The sequence below is a fragment of the Ruminococcus sp. 8Y-12 genome, assembly GCF_058119865.1.
Window position 1 is genome coordinate 3,502,330 of the sequence record NZ_CM176623.1, and the last position, 21,162, is coordinate 3,523,491.

The 21,162-nt window shown below is 44.4% G+C and carries 15 protein-coding genes; 12 read left to right on the plus strand and 3 right to left on the minus strand.

Annotation, left to right across the window (positions count from 1 at the left end; translation table 11 throughout):
* Window positions 1-5 precede the first annotated feature (5 nt).
* From AC0THY_RS13785 to AC0THY_RS13795, 3 genes are all read left to right on the plus strand, one after another.
* Window positions 6-773, plus strand: a complete 768-nt coding sequence (locus AC0THY_RS13785) for an SDR family NAD(P)-dependent oxidoreductase (RefSeq protein ID WP_489991174.1) — start codon at window positions 6-8, stop codon at window positions 771-773.
* A gap of 63 nt (window positions 774-836) precedes the next feature.
* Window positions 837-1,544, plus strand: a complete 708-nt coding sequence (locus tag AC0THY_RS13790; protein ID WP_489991175.1) for a PIG-L deacetylase family protein — start codon at window positions 837-839, stop codon at window positions 1,542-1,544.
* 41 nt (window positions 1,545-1,585) lie between these two features.
* A complete protein-coding gene (locus tag AC0THY_RS13795) occupies window positions 1,586-2,542 on the plus strand; it encodes a 6-phosphogluconolactonase (RefSeq protein ID WP_489991176.1) in 957 nt (318 codons plus the stop codon).
* Between the two features lie 78 nt (window positions 2,543-2,620).
* On the opposite strand, the gene AC0THY_RS13800 is transcribed toward AC0THY_RS13795, so the two are convergent.
* Together AC0THY_RS13800 and AC0THY_RS13805 are read right to left on the minus strand one after the other, a co-directional pair.
* Window positions 2,621-3,793 (minus strand): ROK family protein, encoded by a 1,173-nt coding sequence (locus AC0THY_RS13800; protein WP_489991177.1) that lies wholly within the window; start codon window positions 3,791-3,793, stop codon window positions 2,621-2,623.
* Window positions 3,794-3,964: 171 nt separating this feature from the next.
* The gene (locus AC0THY_RS13805; protein ID WP_489994199.1) at window positions 3,965-4,384 is read right to left on the minus strand and encodes a pyridoxamine 5'-phosphate oxidase family protein; all 420 of its coding nucleotides are present in this window, start codon (window positions 4,382-4,384) and stop codon (window positions 3,965-3,967) included.
* 258 nt (window positions 4,385-4,642) lie between these two features.
* Here AC0THY_RS13805 and AC0THY_RS13810 point away from each other — a divergent pair, with 258 nt between their 5' ends.
* The 6 genes from AC0THY_RS13810 to AC0THY_RS13835 all read left to right on the plus strand — a co-directional run bounded on the left by AC0THY_RS13810 (window position 4,643) and on the right by AC0THY_RS13835 (window position 10,705).
* Entirely contained in the window at window positions 4,643-5,074 is a 432-nt protein-coding gene (locus AC0THY_RS13810) for a pyridoxamine 5'-phosphate oxidase family protein (RefSeq protein ID WP_489991178.1), read from the plus strand.
* Between the two features lie 14 nt (window positions 5,075-5,088).
* Window positions 5,089-5,874, plus strand: coding sequence for a class I SAM-dependent methyltransferase (locus AC0THY_RS13815; RefSeq protein WP_489991179.1), 786 nt, complete (start codon window positions 5,089-5,091; stop codon window positions 5,872-5,874).
* Window positions 5,875-5,973: 99 nt separating this feature from the next.
* Window positions 5,974-6,873, plus strand: a complete 900-nt coding sequence (locus AC0THY_RS13820) for a CPBP family intramembrane glutamic endopeptidase (protein WP_489991180.1) — start codon at window positions 5,974-5,976, stop codon at window positions 6,871-6,873.
* A 294-nt stretch (window positions 6,874-7,167) separates the two neighbouring features.
* The gene (rsxC, locus tag AC0THY_RS13825; protein WP_489991181.1) at window positions 7,168-9,132 is read left to right on the plus strand and encodes an electron transport complex subunit RsxC; all 1,965 of its coding nucleotides are present in this window, start codon (window positions 7,168-7,170) and stop codon (window positions 9,130-9,132) included.
* Window position 9,133: 1 nt separating this feature from the next.
* The gene (locus AC0THY_RS13830; protein ID WP_489991182.1) at window positions 9,134-9,757 is read left to right on the plus strand and encodes a methylenetetrahydrofolate reductase C-terminal domain-containing protein; all 624 of its coding nucleotides are present in this window, start codon (window positions 9,134-9,136) and stop codon (window positions 9,755-9,757) included.
* Between the two features lie 69 nt (window positions 9,758-9,826).
* Window positions 9,827-10,705, plus strand: a complete 879-nt coding sequence (locus AC0THY_RS13835; RefSeq protein WP_489991183.1) for a methylenetetrahydrofolate reductase — start codon at window positions 9,827-9,829, stop codon at window positions 10,703-10,705.
* Between the two features lie 127 nt (window positions 10,706-10,832).
* Here the strand turns inward: AC0THY_RS13835 and AC0THY_RS13840 are convergent, their stop codons facing one another.
* On the minus strand, window positions 10,833-11,363 hold the full coding sequence (locus tag AC0THY_RS13840) for a PadR family transcriptional regulator (protein WP_489991184.1): 531 nt from the start codon (window positions 11,361-11,363) through the stop codon (window positions 10,833-10,835).
* A gap of 118 nt (window positions 11,364-11,481) precedes the next feature.
* Here AC0THY_RS13840 and AC0THY_RS13845 point away from each other — a divergent pair, with 118 nt between their 5' ends.
* The 3 genes from AC0THY_RS13845 (at window position 11,482) to AC0THY_RS13855 (ending at window position 21,059) form a co-directional block, all read left to right on the plus strand.
* Window positions 11,482-12,813, plus strand: a complete 1,332-nt coding sequence (locus tag AC0THY_RS13845; RefSeq protein WP_489991185.1) for an MATE family efflux transporter — start codon at window positions 11,482-11,484, stop codon at window positions 12,811-12,813.
* Between the two features lie 84 nt (window positions 12,814-12,897).
* On the plus strand, window positions 12,898-14,214 hold the full coding sequence (locus AC0THY_RS13850) for an ABC transporter substrate-binding protein (RefSeq protein ID WP_489991186.1): 1,317 nt from the start codon (window positions 12,898-12,900) through the stop codon (window positions 14,212-14,214).
* A 317-nt stretch (window positions 14,215-14,531) separates the two neighbouring features.
* Complete coding sequence (locus AC0THY_RS13855) at window positions 14,532-21,059, plus strand: Ig-like domain-containing protein (RefSeq protein WP_489991187.1); 6,528 nt, start codon at window positions 14,532-14,534, stop codon at window positions 21,057-21,059.
* The last annotated feature ends 103 nt before the right edge of the window (window positions 21,060-21,162 follow it).

The following is a 21,162-nucleotide window of genomic DNA, read 5'->3' on the forward strand; positions in this document are numbered from 1 at the left end:
ATATTATGCGGGTGGAAGGAAAAATAATCGCTGTTACCGGAGCCGGAAGCGGCATTGGTAAAGCGTCAGCTCAATTATTTGCTGAGGAGGGAGCGACCGTTTTGCTCTTGGAGAGAGATGAGTTAAAAGGAAGGAAAGCAGAGCAGGACATAAAGGCTGCTGGCGGACGGGCAGAATTGTATCTTTTGGATATCTCAGACTGGGATGCGGTTCAAAAGGTTTTTGGAAGTATCAAGGAGGAGTACGGCGGGATTGATGTCTTGTATAATAATGCATCCGTGTTCTGGGGAGAACTTGACAAAAGCATCGATAGTCTGGAGGTAGATGTGTTTGAAAAAATAATCAGAATTAACCTGTTTGGAATGATGTATTGCTCAAAAGCAGCGTTGCCGCTGATTCGCAGAAGGGGAGGTGGATCAGTAATTAATACGTCATCCAGCTGTGGACTGATCGGAGTTCCCGGTTGTGATGCCTACAGTGCTTCAAAAGGAGCAGTGATTTCCCTGACCAGATCCATGGCTGTCGAATTTGGACCCGAAAATATCAGGACAAATTGTATTGCGCCGGCGGCGATTCATACCCCTATGATATATGAAAGTGATCTAAATAAGAAAACGTTTGATGAAAAGCGTTTTCTGAATCAGGGTACGCCGCTCCGCCGCTGGGGGATGGCCGAAGATGTAGCCAATATTGCATTATTTCTGGCCAGCAATGAGTCCAGCTATATGAATGGGGCAATTCTGGTGGCAGATGGGGGTATTACCGTTTCCTGAATGCCGTCTATCACAAAATACTGTATTTGAAATGATCATAGATAAAAGATAGGGGGAACAAAGATGAACGTTTTGGCAGTGGGGTGCCATCCTGACGATTTAGAAATTGCATGTGGTGGAACACTTGCAAAATATGTAGAACAAGGCGCCGATGTCTCTATATGCCATGTTGCAAATGGAAATATGGGACATGCGGAAATATTACCGGAACCATTGGCCAGGCTTCGGGCAATGGAATCAGAACAGGCAGGCCGGGTACTTGGAGTTAAGAAGGTATTCAACTTAGATATAGGTGATGTTTTAGTGAACCGTTATGATAATGAAGCGGTAGATGCGCTTGCGGATGTTGTGAGGCTTGTAAAACCTGATGTTATTATCACCCATAATGACATGGATTATATGCAGGATCATATTGAGACCAGCAAACTGGCGTTCAACAGCAGCTTTATAGCCACTTTAGCGCATAAGTCAGTACAATATGCTGCGTACAATGAGTTCGTGCCCATTTATTTTATGGATACCTTGGCAGGAGTCGATTTTATACCCACCCATTATGTAGATGTCACCAAACAGATAGACAGAAAGTTAAAAGCCCTTGCGTGTCATGAATCCCAGATAAAATGGATGTTGGAACATGACGGAATAGATTTTTTGGATATGGTCAGAACCTGTTCCAGATACAGGGGGTATCAGTGCGGGGTTGCATATGCGGAGGGATACCGGCCGTGTACCGTTTATCCCAGGATGACAACAAAACAATTACTGCCATAAAGAGTGTAAATGATGTATATGGTTTGAAAGGAAGAGGGTTTATGAAGATTAACTTTAAAGAAACAGTTGAAAAAAGTTTATTGGAAGGATTCTATCCAAAAGGATGGGATATGGATAAAATTGACAGGTGCTGCAGCTACGGTCCAGAAGAAATCAAAGAAAGGCAGGCTTTTTGGAACGAGGAGTTTGAGATTGCAGCCTGTAAATCGCTAGAGGAGTTTAATGTAAAACTGGGCCATGAAATTGCGCTGGAAATCCGGGAGACAAGAGAAAAAGGACAGACACTGGCGCTCATTTTACCTGTGGGACCCATGGGAATGTATGAATGGATTGTATATTATCTGAAAAGATGGAATATTGCCTGTGATCATTTGTATTGTTTTAATATGGATGAATGGGCTGATAAAGATGGAAATACACTTGACAGCACAGAGCCGGGTTCCTTTCAATATGCAATGGAGCATGCATTCTATAATCCATTAGGGGATTTGACGGTGCCTGAATCTCACCGAAATTTTGCAACAAAAGAAAACCTCCCTGCTTACCCTGAGAAGATTAAAAGGTTGAAGGAACAGGGGGCGCGGCTTATAACAGTATACGGTATTGGCAGAATGTGTCATATTGCTTTTTGGGAACCCCATTTTGCAGCGGAGTTTGATTCAGAAGCATCTTGGAAAGAGCAGTGCTACAGGGAGGGCGCGCTGCTTCATCCGTTGACTGTTGAACAAAATGCGATAACCAGTTTCAAGAGCAGAACCCCTCTTGTACCATGTACAGCGAATACCATAGGACCCGGTTTGTTTCTCCAGTCTGACCGAATGATCGGAGGGGCGGATGGAGCGTTCTCCAGGGGAATGCAGTGGCAAGGGATGCCTTTATGGATGACCCTACGCTATGGTCCTTCCAGGTGGGTTACATCCTCTTATATCCCTACCATTCCCGGAACTCTTTTTTATCTGGAAGAGCTTGCAGGACCTATGCTGGCAGATTGCAACTAAGGGAAAAAGCTGCTTTGCGTGCCGAAATGCGGATGCAAAGCAGCTCTCTTTGTAAACAGAGTAACATGGAAGGGAAAATCAAATAGTCAGGTTGCCGGTAAATAGCTGGTCTAAAACGATGCAGACGGAGCCGTAGAGAGGGCTGTTCTCCTCAAATTTTGTCTTATGCAGTGTAATTGTGCGGTTATTGCGAAAGATACTGAGCTGATTCAGGGTGAACGCGATAGATGCCAGTATTTCATCCGGAAAGTACACAGCAGAGTGGCCGAACACCACGGTACTGATATCTATTATATTAATCAGATTATTAAGTGCATAGGCCAGCTGATCAGATATGTTTTGCAAAGTGGAGTAAGCTTTCACAGAAGTAGTACAATACTCCATCGTTTCCTTAAAGGTACTCAGTTGGGTACCGCAGGCTTCATTAATCCTTCGGATAATAACAGGGGCACTGGCATACAGCTCCAGACATCCACGACTGCCGCAATTACACCTGGGACCTTTGAAATCAATGGTAGTATGTCCCAGCTCTCCGCAGGAGCCGGTGGAGTTGTTTAACAATTGCTTATTGGAGACAATAGCGGAAGCGATTCCATTTGTAATGCCAATATATAGAAAGTTTTCTTTTTGCTGTCCAATACCATAATACATCTCGCAGAGGGCAGCAGCCTGCATGTCATTTTTAACATATATGGGTATATCAAATTTAGGGGACATATAACTTTTAATGTCCATCTCTTTAATATCAAAAAAATTCGTTACATTTTTAATAACTCCGTGAATGGTATCTACGACACCGATTGCAGAGATACCAATACCGAGTACCGGACGCTCTGTTAAATGGAGCAGAAATTCAGCCAGATGATATGTTTTCTCCAGAATGGTTTCGGAGGTCTCGTTATCCTCGAAATATTCCTGCTTTGCTGCTACCAGCTTTAAACTGAAGTCACTTAAGATGCCGAAAAGAAAGTCTTTTGAAATCCAAATTCCTGCAACGACCGGGGAAGTTGGAGAGATTGTGAGGAGCTTAGGCGTCCTCCCCAGATTTTTGGAGTTGGAGGGAGCTTCTGATTCTACAATAATATTTTGCTGTAGAAGTTCAGATGTAATGTTCGTCAGTGTCATAGACGTTAGCCTTGACCGCTGTGCAAGACTATTGCGTGTTGTTCCGTTTCCAGTGGCAATCAATTGTAATATTAGGGCGCGGTTATATTCTTTCACGCCGATGAGGTTTAAACCGGATTTTTTCATAAGGTTTCCTTCTGATTTGTAAAAAGTTTTTATTATATATTGTATCGCATTTTTAATTAGGTGTAAACCTCTCAAAAAATAATTTCCTCATTCATCAAAACTGCCAAAAGAAATTATGTGCGCTGCATAGAAGGTGTGAATGAATACATCTCCAGTTTGTTTTACTATTTTTTATTCCACGATAAAATTCTCAGAACTGAAATTCCTGTAGAATCTACCCTCTTTGGCAGTGAACCGAAGCACACAGTAATCAGGGTCAGTGACGCCCTGAGGGTAATACATGGTGTCACCCTCCTGCCATATCATCTCCTTGTAAAAACTATCCTCCAATACCTCCATGGAGCCAAGCAGCATAACGCCCCTGAAAAATCTTTTGTCACAAAAATAAATACAGGCCTGCGGGTTTTTCCGGTACTGGTTTACACGCAGAGACGACGTATTTGTAGTAAAGTAGAATACTTTTATTCCTTCCCTTTTTCGCGGGGGAAGCATGGCCTTTGTGTTAGGATACCCATTCTCATCCACAGAACTTATGAATGACACGTTTTGTTTGTCTATTAGGTTACCAATTGTTTGTACTGCATTTCTCATTTTCATCTTGTAGCCCTCCTTTCACAATAGCAGCAAATAATTTACCAGAGTGTTTTATGACTTTATGTTACCATAGAGTCATGATAAATTCTATATGGGAAGTGTAATGAATGAGAAAAATAAATATTATTTTGTAAATATATCAAGACAGTAAAAAATTCCTGTGTTAAAATGAACATTATGATAGGCAGAGAGAGGAATCACATATAACGTCAGTGGAGCGTGGGTTGAAACAATTCAAAGGAACGGAGGCTATGTATGGAAGTTAATTTAACAGAACTGGAACGTGTTCTAAGTACAGCAGAAGTGATCTATTTATCGACAAGCAGAGATGACAGGGTATCATCCAGACCTGTAAGCCCCTTGAGTATAGGTCTGCGCCTATATGTAAGGACATCAGCAGCGACCAGAAAGGCTGGAGAAATGCTTTATAATCCCAATATTGCTGTCTGTGTGGGAAATTTCTATTTTACAGGAAAAGCAAAGCCTCTTGGTTCTGCATTTGATGACAGGAATGCTAAGATAAAGGCTTCCTATATGCTGCGCTATCCGGAATCCTTTAGCGAGGAGGACGAATTTATTGAATCGGACGAGGTGTTTTTTGAATTATCAATTGAAAATGTGTCTGAATGGATCTATGAAGATCATATCCCCATTGGATTTGCACAACAATCAAAGATGGAAAAATAGGAGATCTTGTGATTATGAATATGACAGACAGTAATATAGACGGCGGAAAAGCATTTGATTGGGGCAAAACCTCTGAAGATTACGCAAAATTCCGTGATATTTATCCGCAGAAATTTTACGATAAAATTTTAGAACGTAAACTATGTATAGAAGGTCAAAATGTATTAGACATGGGTACTGGAACGGGAGTTCTTCCCAGAAATATGTACCGATATGGGGCAAAATGGACGGCCACGGATATATCAGAAAATCAGATTGAACAGGCTAAATTACTCTCAGAGGGTATGGATATTGACTATTATGCGAAATCTGCTGAACATATAGATTTTCCCGAACATTCTTTTGATGTTATCACTGCGTGTCAGTGTTTCTGGTATTTTGACCATAAGCATCTTATTCCAAAGTTATACAAAATGCTGAGGACTGGTGGACGTATACTTATATTGTATATGGCGTGGCTGCCCTTTGAGGATGAGGTTGCGGGGGCAAGTGAAAAACTCGTTCTGAAATACAGCCCCAAGTGGAGCGGGGCCGGAGAAACGCTACATCCCATCTCAATTCCGGACTGTTATAGAGAAAAATTTGAGCTTGTCTATCACGAGGAATATCCATTGAAGGTGCATTTCACCCGCGAGAGCTGGAATGGGAGAATGAAAGCCTGCAGGGGTGTGGGCGCTTCGCTCTCTGAAAGAGAAGTCGCTGCATGGGAACAGGAGCATATGAAGCTGCTTGCTGAGATTGCTCCGGCCGAATTTGATGTTTTGCATTACGGAGCAATTGCTGAACTTAATAAGAGATGAAGGGTTCTTATTGTCCTGCTAAAACAGGCCAATTGAGGTATGTAAGCTGATCATTGAATAGAATGGATTTCCATTTTTTTGAGAGGGAGATATATAAAAGTGAAAAGAATCTTTTATAATAACAATAAGGAACTGAGGAACATATGGAAAATTATTTTCATTTTTGTATTTTTTAACATGATATCTCTGACATCCGCCGTCGCAGCGGGCGTGATATATCAAAATGTCAATATTAAAAGTTTTCCAGAAATGATCTCAGAGACAATGAACCATGATTTGGGATATGATTTGGCGATTCTAATTATGTGCGGGCTCATATATCTATTTTATAGATATATACTAAAAAAGGAAAAACGAAGTTGGATCGATTTGGGGCTTTCCAGGGAGCATCGGTTTCTGAAGATATTGCAGGGTTTTGCATTTGGTGCGATTTTTGTAGCGGTATATATATCTATCCTAATTCTTATGAAGCAGGTGGAATTTGAGATGAGGCCCCTGACGAGTTCTGCAGCATACTCACTATTAAATGGTCTTCTCATCTTTTCCGGAGTGGCGTTTGCCGAGGAGACTACTTTCAGAGGCTATTTTCAATATTTGCTGGGTAAAAAAAATAAGTATGCAGGAATGGTATTGTCAGCGGTAATATTTGCTTTATATCATCTGGTAAATGCTGACAATTATACAATCGCGTCTCTTATTTATTTGACATTAGGCGGAATACTGTTAGGTATCATTCGACTGAGTGCAAATAATATCTGGTTTCCAATCGGATTTCATATAGCTTGGAATTGGATGGAAATCAGAGTATTTGGGTTGAATAATATCTCGGATCATCATTGGCTGTCGACAAAAATAGTACATAATACAATCTGGAATGGTGGAGAAGGCGGATCAGGACTTGTGCTAATATTATTGCAAGTGGCTTTTATCTTTGGCTTTGGATATTTTTATTCCAGGAAGCGAGGTGAAACAAAGTTGCTGTTCACACGTTCACAGTAACATGCATAAATACATCCAAAATCGCCTGCGGCGATGGGATTTATGCACTCCTGAATCATTTTCTCACGGTCTGAGCAGTAAATGCTCAGACCTGAGTGAACCGTAACGAAACAAACCTGGAAAATATACGTTTAGAATAGAAAATAGAACGATTATGTGGTACAATATGTATTAATTACAGACATGCCTTATCTGCCTCTTTCAATTTTCTTCATTAACGTGCAGAGAGTGAAAAAATAGCAAGAGCAGACAAGCTTTTTGTCTGTAAATCAATTTTATAAGGAAGGTGAACAATTGGAGAATTATACCAAGTATAAGCTGAAGGGAAATGAGGAACTGGCTTCATTACTGGCCGACAAGGATAAGCTGTTCGTCATTGCCTGTAACAAATGCTTTAAGGAATTTGAGACCATTGACGAACCAGATTGCGGTGAATTTGAGAAGATTGCCTCTGAACATGGAAAAACGATCACTGGCAGTACAAAGGTTGATTTTTTGTGCAATAAAACTCAGACTGGCAACAAATTACAGGATATGATTCCGGAAGGCACGGAGCATATTTTTGTAATTTCCTGCGGCCTGGGTATACAGACTGTTGCGGACATGGCAGAGATACCTGTATATGCGGCCAGCAATTCATTGAATTATACAGGACATCACGGCATGGCGCTGACCAAAAAGAGCTGTGATGCATGTGCCCAGTGTTATCTGAATATCACCGGAGGAATCTGTCCCATCGTTGATTGCTCCAAGAGTCTGGTCAATGGACAGTGCGGCGGCGCAAAGGATGGAAAATGTGAAGTGGATTCCAACAAAGACTGTGCCTGGGAAAAAATTAATAAAAAGCTGGAACAGCAGGGACGTCTTGAGGAGTTTTTGAGTCAGCCGGTTCAGGTACGCGATTATTCAAAGGTCAATTTCAAAGTGATCAATGATTATGTGAGATCCATCCGTGAGGAAAGATTCGCAGGCTATTACGGTGGTGTTCATCCATCAGAGCGCAAAGAGTTCAGCGAGCATCTGGCGCTTGTGCGTTTCCCGGAACCGAAGACAGTTGTGATTTCTATGTCACAGCATTTAGGTGCTCCGGCAAATCCCATTGTTCAGGCGGGGGACACCGTGAAGGTGGGACAGAAAATCGGTGAAGCCGCCGGTTTTATCAGCGCTCCTGTACACTCCAGTGTCAGCGGAACCGTAATTGCCGTTGAACCGCGGCTGCACGCCACAAGGGGCAGCGAGGTGATGGCTGTCGTAATCCAATCAGATGGAAAAAATACTCTGCACGAAACAGTAAAACCAAATAAAGATTATGAAAGCCTTACGCCGGACGAGATCATTGAGATTGTCCGCGAGGCAGGAATTGTAGGTATGGGGGGAGCCGGTTTCCCCACCTCTGTTAAATTAAAGCCCAACAAGCCAATTGAAGCCATTTTGCTAAACGGCTGCGAATGTGAACCGTTTCTGACCGCAGACCACAGAGTGCTGTTGGAGTTTGCCGACGATATTATTTACGGTCTCAAAGCTATGATGAAGACCGTTGACGCCCAGAAGGGTATAATCGTCATTGAGGATAACAAGCCTGACGCGGTCGAGCTTATGGAGACTAAAACTGCGGACTGCGGCAATATTGAAGTGGTAGTGGCTAAGACAAAGTACCCCCAGGGTGCTGAAAAAATGTTGATCAAGCGCGTTATGGGAAGACAGGTGCCCAGGGGCGGTCTGCCTGCAGATGTAGGCGTTGTAGTGAGTAACATCAGCACCGTGAAGGCTGTTTCTGATGCAATTCAGAAGGGTATGCCGCTGATCGAACGTGTTGCCTCTATAACTGGTGAAAAGATTAAAAAGCCGGGCAATTATATCGTGAAGGTCGGTACCAATGTAAAAGATCTGATCGACTACTGCGGCGGAGTGACAGATGATGATGTGATGATAAAGATGGGCGGGCCCATGATGGGATTTGCGCTTTCCGATTTGAATGTGCCTATGATGAAAGGCTCCAATGGAATCATTGCCATTGATACAGATCAAACCCAGGAAGTAGCATGCATCAAATGCGGACGCTGTGTGGATGTATGTCCTATGGAACTTTCACCGCTGTATTTTGCGAAACTTGCGGATGGGCAGGACTGGCAGGGTATGCGTGACAGGAATGTCATGGACTGTGTTGAGTGCAGGAGCTGTGAGTACATCTGTTCCTCCAAGATTCCATTAGTCAGCAAGATCAAAGCTGGAAAAAATGCCATAAGGGAGATGAAGTGATATGTTAATTACCCAATTAAAATCTAAGGAAACTATCGTATCACTGGTGGACGCTAAGAAAGTCTTTATCATTAACTGCCAGGGATGCAAAGAAGTTCATTTCCCCGAAAAAGAAGCCGAAGAATTCCAGAAGGAATTGGCTGACGGCGGGAATGTGACCGGAATCATTACGACAGACTATATATGTAATCCGGAAAATATGAAGCTTCGTCTTCAGAAACATAAAAGTGCCATCGAGGCAGCGGATGTGGTACTTGTATTCTCCTGCGGTGTCGGTGTACAGACAATTGCCGAGTACCTGGAGGATAAAAAAGTATGTGCAGCATGTGATACATACCCTTTGCCGGGATTCCAGGGTGTGACACCCTTAGAGTATGACTGTGATCAGTGCGGTGAATGTTACCTGAATATCACCGGAGGAATCTGTCCTATCACTGCCTGTTCCAAAAGCCTGGTCAATGGCCCCTGCGGCGGTACGAAAAACGGCAAATGTGAAGTGGACAGCGAAATGGAATGCGGCTGGGAGCGCATTTACAGACGACTGGCACAGCTAGGGCGTCTGGATGAACTGAAATGTCCTGTAAAGATACGCAACTACGCAACGGATGATGAAGTGTCTAAATAAACAGAGAACGGTCAACATACATGTAACTAAACGGATATACAAATATAGAATGATTAGGAGTAAGGGAGAATGAATATTAGCGAATTATTTCAACATGGTGAATTTGTAGTTTCTGCAGAAGTAGGACCGCCAAAAGGAACCAATATAGATCATCTTGTCGAAGAAGCAAAGACTTATCTGAAGGGGGTTACTGCAGTCAATGTGACAGATAACCAGTCTTCCGTTATGCGTCTTGGCTCACTGGCCACATGCAAGGTTCTGAAGGATGAAGGGTTGACGCCGATCTATCAGCTTACCTGCCGTGACAGAAACCGCATCGCGCTGCAGTCTGACCTTCTGAGCGCGGCTATGCTGGGAATCGAAAATCTGCTGCTATTGACCGGAGACCATACAAAGATGGGAGACCATCCCCAGGCAAAGCCCGTTTTCGATCTGGATTCTGTTTCTCTGATCCATACAGTCAAGCTGCTGGAATCAGGCTGTGATCTTGGCGGAAACGAACTGGTAGGGGAACCGCCAAAGTTTGCAAAGGGTGCAGTGGTATCACCCTGCAGCGACTCAGTTGATGCGCAGCTTGCAAAGATGGAGCGAAAGGTTATGGCCGGAGCGGATTATTTCCAGACTCAGGCAGTTTATGAGCCGGAAAAATTCATCGAATTTATGGAAAAAGCAAAACAATTTGGAAAACCGGTTCAGCTTGGTATTGTAATTCCGAAATCTGTGGGAATGGCAAGATACATGAACGCAAATGTTGCCGGAATCCATGTTCCGGAATCCATGATTGATGAGCTGAAAGCGGATAAAGAAAAAACAAAAGCAGGAATCACAGGTGTTGAGATCGCTGCGCGCATTATCAAAGAATGTAAACCGTACTGCCAGGGTGTACATATTATGGCATTGGGATGGGAATCCAAAATACCGGATCTACTCAAACTGGCTGGCTTATAATGAACTACGTGCTCTGTTAAGCTGTCAAAAGTGGATTGAGACAATTCTAAATAAGAAATCCCCACTTGAATCCATGCTTCATGGCATTGAGATTTATAGTGGGGATTTGAAATTTCACTTATTCTTATTAAAGCCTAAGGTCTTCTTCCAGTGAGGCGATCCATGTCTCAACCGCATCCGTAAGGACAAGCTGTTGTTCTAGAACAGCAATCCCTTCTTTGGGGATATCCGGGTTATTTTCCTTAATAGTCAGGTTCTCCTCTATATATGATTTTAAGATCTTCACATTGCTGCCGATATCTGTCAGACATCGTTTCTGCTGATCGGGAGAGAGGCTTGACAGGTTTACGATGACAGCGTTGAAATCCAAAAAAAAGTGAACCGGTTTGGTGGAAATATCCAGCATAAGTCTCTCGAATTCCCGTTCCCCGGCTTCTGTCAGGGAATACACTGCCTTCTCAGGCATCTTTCCTTCCTTTACAATATTGCTTTTCACTAATTTCTTTTCCTCTAATTGAATGACTTTTTTATATATGGATGGGGTACTGATTTTTACCCATTTAGAAATATTCCGGTACTCTACCAGTTTTTGAATGTCATAAGCGCTCAGAGATTCCTTTTTCAAAATCCCCAAAACAATTAAATCAATGGCTGCCATAAGCTCCTCCTTTTTCACTTGACAACTACTATAAATTATAGTAATATAAATACTGATAATGCTATAAATTATAGTAATATATTTCATGCTTGATGTCAAGCGAAAGGAGAATTTTATTATGAGTCAATCAAACAAAAAAATGGTGCTGCTGGGAAGTATACCCATACCAAAAGCACTTTTGGCACTGGGTTTTCCCACAATGATTGGGATGTTGATTAATGCAGTTTACAGTCTGGCTGACACCTATTTTGTGGGTGGACTGGGAACGGATCAGATGGGCGCGGTCACGGTGGCTTTTCCATTGGGGCAAGTGATTGTCGGTCTGGGCTTACTATTTGGAAATGGTGCTGCCGCGTATCTTTCGAGACTGCTTGGGCGGGGCGATGAAGAAAAGGCAGACAAGGTAGCCAGCACGGCCTTGTACAGCAGCCTTTTGGTTGGAGCAATCCTTATTCTCTGCTCAGTTCTTTTCCTGAAACCAATCTTAAAGCAGATGGGTGCAATTGAGAGTGTCATGCCTTATGCAATCTCATATACCAGTATCTATATCACATTTTCCATATTTAATGTTTTCAATGTCACAATGAACAATATCGTGTCCAGTGAAGGTGCTGCTAAAACAGCCATGTTTGCATTGATGGCAGGCGCTCTGTTAAATGTGGGTTTAGACCCAATTTTCATATATGTGTTAAACCTTGGAGTAGAGGGGGCGGCGATTGCCACAGCCATATCGCAGATGGTCTCCACAATAGTGTATCTGGTCTATATCCTTCGCAAAAAGAGTGCATTTAGCTTTCATATCAGAAAATGCTGCTATTCCAAAGAAATCATGTCAGAGATTTTTAAGATTGGAATCCCCACGCTGTTATTCCAGATATTGACCAGCCTTTCCATTAGTATGATGAATAGTGCGGCAAAAGAATACGGAGGCTCTGCGCTGGCTGCAATGGGGCCGCTCACTAAAATCATGTCTATGGGAAGCCTGGTTGTTTTCGGCTTTTTAAAAGGGTTTCAGCCAATCGCAGGATTCAGTTATGGAGCGAAAAAATTTGACCGGCTGCGTGAAGCAATTAAGACCTCTATTCTCTGGTCTACCATCTTTTGTGCGGCTTTCGGTTTGGCTGTGGCCGTATTTCCTGCACAGATCATGGGGCTGTTTACCAAGGGGGACACAGAGATGATCCGTGTCGGCACAGCCGCATTGAGGGCAAACGGCATTTCGTTCTTCCTTTTTGGTTACTATACAGTATATTCGTTCCTCTTCCTTGCCATGGGAAAAGCAAAAGAGGGCTGTATCCTTGGAGCCTGCAGGCAGGGTATTTGTTTTATACCTGTCATTTTGATTCTACCTAAGGTCATGGGGTTAAATGGAGTGCTCTATGCCCAGCCGGTTGCGGATATATTGTCGGCTGTCATTACAGTATTAATAAGCCGAAAATATGAGGTATGATTTAGGCTGATTGTCTGCTATAATTTATTAGGAAAGATTCTTTCCGAAATATTTTTGACAGAAAATTATGGGAGAATGTATGCAATGATTAAGCTTGGGAAAAAATTATTTGCGATTTTTGGAAATGTAAGTCTGGTGGTCTTTTTGCTGTCCGGATGTGGGAAAGATTTAACGGAACAGCAGGATTCAGAGCATATGGAGTCCACAGCCATTACTCTTTTAGCCTCTCAGAACTGGATCAGGGAAATTGATCGGATCTTGTTTCAGGAATTTGAGGAAGAAACAGGTATAGAAGTGCGGGTACTGCTGACTCCGGACAACGGATATAAATCCCTGGTAGGAACCTGTCTTTCAGGGGGAAACAATGCGGTAGATATTTTTATGTTTCCGGTAGGATCAGCACTGACCTCCATGGGAATTCAGAATATGGCAGTAGACCTATCGGACGAGAGTTGGGTGGCTGATCTGGAGGATTGGGCACTGGAGTCTGGCAGCTATCAGGGAAAAGTTATTGGATTTAACACATGGGGGATGGATTACGAAGGGATTTTATATAATAAATCATTTTTTCAGGAACATAATCTGGAGGTTCCGGACACATGGGAAGGGTTCCTTACACTTTGTGATCAAATCAGAACACTTGGGATAGTGCCATTATATGAAGGAATCAACGGTTCTTGGCATACCCGTTCCTGGGTAGACGGACTGACTCCTGTACTTTATAAAGAAAGACCTGACCTTCCAGAGTATTTAAATGCAGGTCCAGACCATAAATTTGCAGATATCAGCTGCTTTAGTGAAGGGTTGGAGCAAATCAGGCAGCTGTTTTCTGAAAAAGAAGACGGCGTTCCCAAATATTATATCAGTGACGGACAGGACGAAGATTTTAAAGGAAGCTATCAATATCTGAAAGAGCGCAGGACCGTCATGATGTTTACCTACTCTGCTTATGCCGGAGAATTGGAAGCATACGGAAGCCAGGATGAATGGGGGATGTTTCCGGTTCCACTGCTGGATCATCAGACGGTAATTTCCAATGGAGGCGGGATGGCGAAGTTCATTAATAAATACAGCCATCAGGCAGAAGCGTGTAAAAAGCTGTTTCAGTTTCTGGCAAAAAAGGAAAATCTGGAGCGCTACTATGATGCACGTACAGATTTAACAACATCGGCCTTTCGGGATGTAAAGAGCGTACATACCACAGATGCCACCAGGGAAGTCTTGAGCAGAAGTAAAGAAGAGCCTGTAGTCATGTTTGTGAAGGATGTATTTTATACGGATCCGAATCTTTATCAGTATCTCCGGGGATTCGCTAATGGGACGTGCAGCGTGGAGCAAGCTGTTAAAAACATAGATACATATCGAAAGGAGATGTTTGTACCAAAATTGACGGAACCATAAAAGGTAAAAAAATTTCTCCAAACAGGTAAAAAAAATCCTCATGGTCCAGGAAAGAAAATTGCTATAATAAGATCTGCAACTCAGCACTTTCTCGCAGATGTGGCTTTATTTTTCATCATAGGCGTTGCTTTAGCGAGGTCATTTAAAATAGATGGAAAATAAAGCAATTTTTTGAACTAAGACAGCAATTTTTTGAAATGATACCACAAATGCCAGATGCTATAATGAAAGAGAAAAGTGGCGGATCATTAAAAAGTGCTTTTTGCGAAGAGGAAGAGAGCTTCGAGAGGCTATTTAGAAAAAAGGAGGAAAATGAAATGAAGAAGCGTATTCTCTCAGGTTTTTTGGCAGTGGTCATGTGCGGAAGCTTAACTTTACCTGTTACAGCCGTGGCAGGAACCGGACAGCAGAACGCGGTGTTATCTGGCAGTGTTTCGGGTGAGGGAGGGCCAGTGGTGGAGGCATTTGCAGATACGGGCCGTCAAACCCTGAATTTTAACAAGGATTGGCGTTTTCAGCTTGGAGAGGTCAAAGGTGCAGAAGCGAAGGACTATGATGACAGCGAGTGGAGGGCATTAAATCTGCCTCATGATTACAGCATCGAAAATGACTTTGATACATACTCAGAGGCAAAGTCGGGAGGCGGATTTTTAGACGGAGGTGTGGCTTGGTACCGCAAGACATGGGTGGTTCCTGCTTCTATGGCGGACAAGCGCATCAGGGTTGAATTCGACGGGGTATATATGGACAGCAGCATTTATGTCAACGGCACCCTGGTGGGAAGTTATCCCTACGGATACAGCCCATTCAGTTATGACATTACAGACTATGTGGCAGCTGACGGTATGACGGAAAATGTCATCGCAGTCCGGGTGAACAACACACAGCCCAGTAGCCGCTGGTATTCCGGCAGCGGTATTTACCGTGATGTAAAGCTGGTTGCAACGAACCCTGTCCATGTAGACCGGTACGGTACGAAAATAACAACACCTGATCTGGAGAGCGAGTATACAGAAGGTGAACCGGTCACAGTAAACGTAGATACAGAGGTTGCCAACGAGAGTGGCAAGGATTCTAATATTACTCTCCGGCATACGGCTTACTTTAACGGTAGCCTGGAGACACCGGGCAGTTTAGACCCTGTGTCCACCGTGACTACGGAGCAGGCAATTGTAAACTCCGGCGCAGTAGAGAACATAAATACGCAATTATCCATAGCAGATGCCCACTTATGGGAGGTGGGAGACGGCGGCATGTACAGCCTCCATACTGAGGTACTTTCCGATGGTGTGGTGATTGATACCTACGACACAGATTTTGGGCTGCGCTGGATGAAGTTCAATTCAAAGAATGGCTTTTTCCTGAATGGGAAATATACAAAGATGCAGGGTGTATGTCAGCATCATGACCAGGGCGCCTTGGGAGCAGTAAACAATCCCGCGGCTCTGTCCCGGCAGATCCGTATTTTGAGGGAGATGGGCGTCAATGCCATCCGTTCTTCCCATAATCCTGCCTCCCGTGCCCTGCTGGATGCCTGCAACCAGCAGGGTATCATGGTCATGAATGAATCGTTCGATACCTGGTGGAGTTCCAAAAACCTCTACGATTTTCATCGCTTCTTTGATATACCCTGCTCTCATCCGGATGCACAGGAGGGCCAGACCTGGCAGGAGTATGATATCAAAAATATGGTAGACGGTTCTAAGAATGATCCCAGTATTATCATGTGGTCGATAGGAAATGAGATCGGTGAATCCTGGAGCGATAAAGGACTGGAAGTAGGTTCCAAGCTGCGCCAGTGGGTTAAAGAGGTTGACGATACAAGGGCAATTACACAGGCTGATCCGATTTTCTACAGCATTGATAAGCCAGCCTATGACCCGGCGAATAACCAGGCTCACTGGCAGCTGATCAATGGGCATGACGCCATGGGATTTAACTACGGTCAGTATACAGATTATGACTATGTTCATGAGAAAAATCCCAACTGGTTTATCTACAGTTCTGAGACTTCATCTGCCGTAAGTACACGGGGGGCCTATTTCCACCCGGAGGTGGATGACGACCCGGATGCCGGTCTGCACAGAGATACTTATCAGTGTTCCGAGTTCGACAACGACCGGGTAAACTGGGGTACCACGCTTCATTATGCCCTGCGTGAGGATGCAAAGCGCAAATATATGGGCGGGCTGTTCTTCTGGACCGGCTTTGACTATATTGGGGAGCCTGCTCCGTTTGCGGGAGGATCTTCCAAAAGCTCTTATTTTGGCGCGATAGATACCTGCGGTTTCCCAAAGGACAGCTTTTATCTGATTCAGAGCCAATGGCTGGATGAAAAGACCGATCCTATGGTTCATATCCTGCCCCACTGGAACTGGGAGGATGACCACAGCATAGACATTGACGGAAAGAGTCCAATCCGTGTTTACAGCAATGCCCGCAGCGTGGAGGTTTTCTTAAATGGTGAGAGCCTGGGCAGAAAAGAATTTACCTATTATCCAGAGACAGATACCAGCCTGGCCCGTCAGGACGATGGCAGCGACCAGGAAAACCTCTATCTCCAGTGGCTGGTACCTTATGAGGCAGGTACCGTTGAGGCTGTGGCTTATGATGAGAATGGAAAAGAAATTGCCCGCGATGTAAAGACGACTGCAGGTGATCCTGCTGCGATCAAGCTGTCTCCGGAGCGTCAGTCTATTACTGCAGACGGGGAAGACCTGTGCTACATTGAAGTGGACGTGGTAGATAAAGAGGGCGTCATGAATCCCAGAGCCAACAATTCAATCCAGTTTTCCATAAGCGGAAATGGCCGCATTGTTGGAACGGATAACGGAGATCCAACGGATTTTACTAACATGAAGAGCACCAGGAGATCTGCTTTTAACGGAAAGGCACTGGTTATTGTCCAGTCAACCGAAAAGTCCGGCTCCTTTACCCTGAAGGCTGTTTCAGCCGGACTGCCCATCAGCAGTACCACAGTTTATACAGTGGATGACACCTATGAAGAGGATGCCCTGTTAGGTTATCAGCAGGTGTCCGTTAGGACGAAAGCGGGAGAATACCCCAATTTGCCAGATACCGTGACTGCTGAATATCTGGACGGTACCAGCCAGGAGGCGGCTGTGACATGGGAAAAGATTCCGGAGATCCAGCTTAAGAATGCAGGTATCCTCAACATAAAAGGTACGGTGAACAGGGATGGGGCAGCGGTAAAGGCTACTGTGGAAGTCGTAGCCCCGGTGGGGGTACGGCCCGTCAGTGCAGTCACAGCCCCAGGCATGCAGCCTGCTCTGCCCGAACAGGTACAACTGGTATACAGCGATTCTTCCGAGGAGGCCTATGGAGTTTCCTGGGCAAATATTGATGGGGAAGATCTAAAGGAGGGAGCACAGCTTACGGTAGAAGGCACTCTGGAGGGACGGACGGACTTAAAGGCAGAGGCTGTTGTCCGCGTGGCAGCCATGGGTACCAGACAAAATATAGCATTGGCGGTAAAAGGAGCAGAGTATCCGAAATTTACGGCCTCCCACACCAGTACCTATGACCCTCTTTCCCATGTAAATGATGGAATTATTTCTTATGGTACGGATCCCAAAAATGGGTGGGGAAATTGGAAATATGCACCTATTCCTGAGGTTACTACCTTGGATTGTGAACTTGAGGAACCTCTTGAATTGAATAATATCTCTATGTATTTCAGAGAAGATGGCGGCATCTATATCCCTGAAGATACCCTGATCCAGTACTGGGATGGTACGGACTGGGTGGATGTGGAAAACCAGAGCCAGAGAACCGGATTCGTCTCAGGCAGTGAACAAATCATTACTTTTGACCCGGTGACAACAAACAAGCTTCGAGCCCAGTTTACACGCGGTACTCAGGACACCAGCGTCGGAAAGAAGGACTGCCTTGTCCTGACAGAAGTGGAAATCTATGCCTTCCCTCCCGAAAAGGGCTTTGCTACAGCTCAACTGGAAACTCTGACCGTAGGAGGAGAGGCAATCGAAGACTTTGACCCGGATCAGAAGGACTATACAGTGACCCTGCCCTATGGCGCTAAGGTACCTGAGGTGAAGGCAACAGCAGCGGATCATGGCACTGTTTTTGTGCTGCCAGCGCTTACGAACCAGTCTGCCGCTATGATTCAAGTGGCATCTGAAAATGGAAAAGTCACAGAAACCTATACAGTTCAGTTCCAGGAGATTCCGGCGTCCATCGTCTCTGCCAGCCTGCGGCTGGAACAGGATGAGGTGTATGAGGATTCTATGATCCCCATTCATGTAGATGCCATGCTGGAAAGCGGTGAATTGGCCGACGAAGAAAATCTGCGCATAAAGTACCGCATTGTGGACGGCGGTATACCTGCCAGAGCAGAGGTTAAAAATGGTATTCTTTATGCCTATTGGGAAGGGAACCTTCAGGTGGAAGCGGACATTACCCTGAATGGACAAAATAAAGTAACCAGTGCACCGTTGAATATTATGATTCTCCCGGGGCAGAGCGATAAGAAGATCATAAGCTACGCACAGGCCGTAGTAGACACCAAACTTAATCAGGCCCCCAAACTCCCTAAAACTGTACGGGCAACTTATGACGTTGGCCTTCCGAGGGATGTACTGGTGGATTGGGAACCTGTGGATCCTGCTAAGTATGCCAGTTACGGTACGTTTACCGTCAGCGGTACAGTAGAGAACCAGGCGTTAAAGCCTACGGTTACCGTTCGGGTGAGGGACAGACTGGCAGCTCAGAATGTTTCAATGGTAACTCCCATAGGTATTGTACCCAAACTTCCCGAGAGTGTACTTGTGTATTTTACAGATGGAACCTCCACACTCAGCCAGGTACAGTGGGATGACTATGATCCGGATCAGCTAAAAGCAAGCGGGACGTTTACCGTGAACGGCAGTACACAGCTTGGCGGTTTTGCTGTAAGCGCCTCTGTACGGGTGACCGATGATACGGTACAGAGCGAGAATCATGCGAAAAAACGCAATGGCTGTCCTTATTCTATGGCCATTACGTCCTTCAGCGAGGGAGGATCTGCGGTGGCCCTCAACAATGGGCTGCTGGATAAATGGACAGACTGGAGCAATCCAAATGCACAGGGAGATATCTGGTTTGGCGTAATTTTCGGCGCCGATTATCCGGAAACCCGTTATGTAGACAGCATAGTCCTGGATCTCTTAAATGACAGCAGCTGGGACAGAACAAAAATAACATCCTGTACAGTAGAGTACTACAATCAGCCAATTACGCTGGAAGATGTTCCCCAAAATGTGGCAAATTTTGATGCTGCAAACATGGCAGACCACCCATTCAATAATCCGGATAACTGGACTCAGGTGACTGGACTTAAACAGCCGGAAGCCTATCATTTCGGCGAAAACTCCCTTACCTTCGATATGGTGGAGGCGCCGGCCATCCGTGTCAAAACCAAGCATGAAACGCCAGGCGACACATACTATACTGCACTGAAAGAGATGTATGCCTATGGCAAGCAGGCGGTATCCAATGGAAGCTTTAGCGTATCTGGACTTAAGGTAGATGGTAAGGAATTTGAAGGGTTTGATCCTAAAATCCATGAATATCTGATTACCGGTTACGATGCCGATATACCAGCACTGGAAATGACGGCCGATAAGAATGCATCTATTACCTTGCTGCCTGCAACAGATATCAACAGTGAGGCCAGGTTCCTTATTACTTCAGAGGATGGGTTGAAGACGGAGACTTATACCATACGATTTAAGGAAAAAGAGATTCCGGTTGAACAAATCCGTCTGACCGCAGGCAAAGACAGGATAGAAGTAAAGGAAGAGACCTTCATAACGGCAGAAGTATTGCCTGAAGAAGCAACGAATAAAGAAGTGGAATTTTCAGCTTCCCCATCAGATCGCGTCCGCCTGGAAGCAGACCCGGCCAATCAGAGAAAAGTAAAGGTAACAGGAATAAAAGCAGGTGAAGTCACCATTACTGCCAGAGCAAAAAATGAAAGCCAGGTATTCAAAGAAGTAAAAATCACAGTAACAGAAAAACCGGTGGAGGATATTAAGGTAAGCGGTATAACCCTGACTGCTGTGAAACGCTCCATACTTGTGAATGAGATATCTCAGGTTACGGCACAGGTAGCTCCTGAAAATGCAAAGAATAAGGCATTAAGCTATAGCAGTTCCAACCCAGCAGTGGCATCTGTAGATCAAAATGGATTCGTAAGGGGAGTGAACGCAGGGACGGCAACCATCACAGCAGCCGCCAAAGACGGAAGCAATGTAAAGGGGAGTATTGTGATGACAGTCACAGCTCCAGTTGTAAATGCAGAGAAGGTTCATGTGACTCCATCCAAGAAAACATTGGCAGAAGGAGAAAAAGTCACCTTAAAAGCCGTGGTAAAGCCTTCCAATGTAACCGTAAAAGGAGTTAATTTCAAATCCTCTAATAAGAAAATAGCAACCGTTTCAAGTGCAGGAAAGGTGACAGCAAAGAGGACGGGTACAGCAGTCATTACCGTGATCTCAAAAGACAACAGTGCAAAAGCATCTGTGAAGATTACGGTGACACCAAAGAAGGTGAGAGGAGTCAAGGTAGAGAAAGTATCTTCAAGGGTGGCAAAAGTATCCTGGAAAAAGGTTTCAGGAGTGAATGGATATAAAGTATCTGTCTCTACAAAGAAAAACGGTAAATATCATGTAAAAGCCAGAATTAAGAAATCAGGTAAAACTTCTGCAGAGATTAAAAAACTTAAAAAGGGAAAAGTATACTATATAAAGGTTTCCACTTATAAGAAAGTTGGAAAGAAAACGTATATAACTACCCCAATAAATAGCGTCAGATACAAAGCAAAGTAAATCTCATAAGGCAAGCCCGTGGCAGAACCAGGAATTTGGGTTCTGTCACGGGCTTTTACTGCTGTGGGAAGGACGCATGCAGGAATGGTTGTGGAACAGCTTA

Coding starts and splice junctions, on each gene's coding strand:
- AC0THY_RS13785 (WP_489991174.1), top strand. CDS start 6: ATGCGGGTGGAAGGAAAAATAATCGCTGTTACCGGAGCCGGAAGCGGC.
- AC0THY_RS13790 (WP_489991175.1), top strand. CDS start 837: ATGAACGTTTTGGCAGTGGGGTGCCATCCTGACGATTTAGAAATTGCA.
- AC0THY_RS13795 (WP_489991176.1), top strand. CDS start 1,586: ATGAAGATTAACTTTAAAGAAACAGTTGAAAAAAGTTTATTGGAAGGA.
- AC0THY_RS13800 (WP_489991177.1), bottom strand. CDS start 3,793: ATGAAAAAATCCGGTTTAAACCTCATCGGCGTGAAAGAATATAACCGC.
- AC0THY_RS13805 (WP_489994199.1), bottom strand. CDS start 4,384: ATGAGAAATGCAGTACAAACAATTGGTAACCTAATAGACAAACAAAAC.
- AC0THY_RS13810 (WP_489991178.1), top strand. CDS start 4,643: ATGGAAGTTAATTTAACAGAACTGGAACGTGTTCTAAGTACAGCAGAA.
- AC0THY_RS13815 (WP_489991179.1), top strand. CDS start 5,089: ATGAATATGACAGACAGTAATATAGACGGCGGAAAAGCATTTGATTGG.
- AC0THY_RS13830 (WP_489991182.1), top strand. CDS start 9,134: ATGTTAATTACCCAATTAAAATCTAAGGAAACTATCGTATCACTGGTG.
- AC0THY_RS13835 (WP_489991183.1), top strand. CDS start 9,827: ATGAATATTAGCGAATTATTTCAACATGGTGAATTTGTAGTTTCTGCA.
- AC0THY_RS13840 (WP_489991184.1), bottom strand. CDS start 11,363: ATGGCAGCCATTGATTTAATTGTTTTGGGGATTTTGAAAAAGGAATCT.
- AC0THY_RS13845 (WP_489991185.1), top strand. CDS start 11,482: ATGAGTCAATCAAACAAAAAAATGGTGCTGCTGGGAAGTATACCCATA.
- AC0THY_RS13850 (WP_489991186.1), top strand. CDS start 12,898: ATGATTAAGCTTGGGAAAAAATTATTTGCGATTTTTGGAAATGTAAGT.
- AC0THY_RS13855 (WP_489991187.1), top strand. CDS start 14,532: ATGAAGAAGCGTATTCTCTCAGGTTTTTTGGCAGTGGTCATGTGCGGA.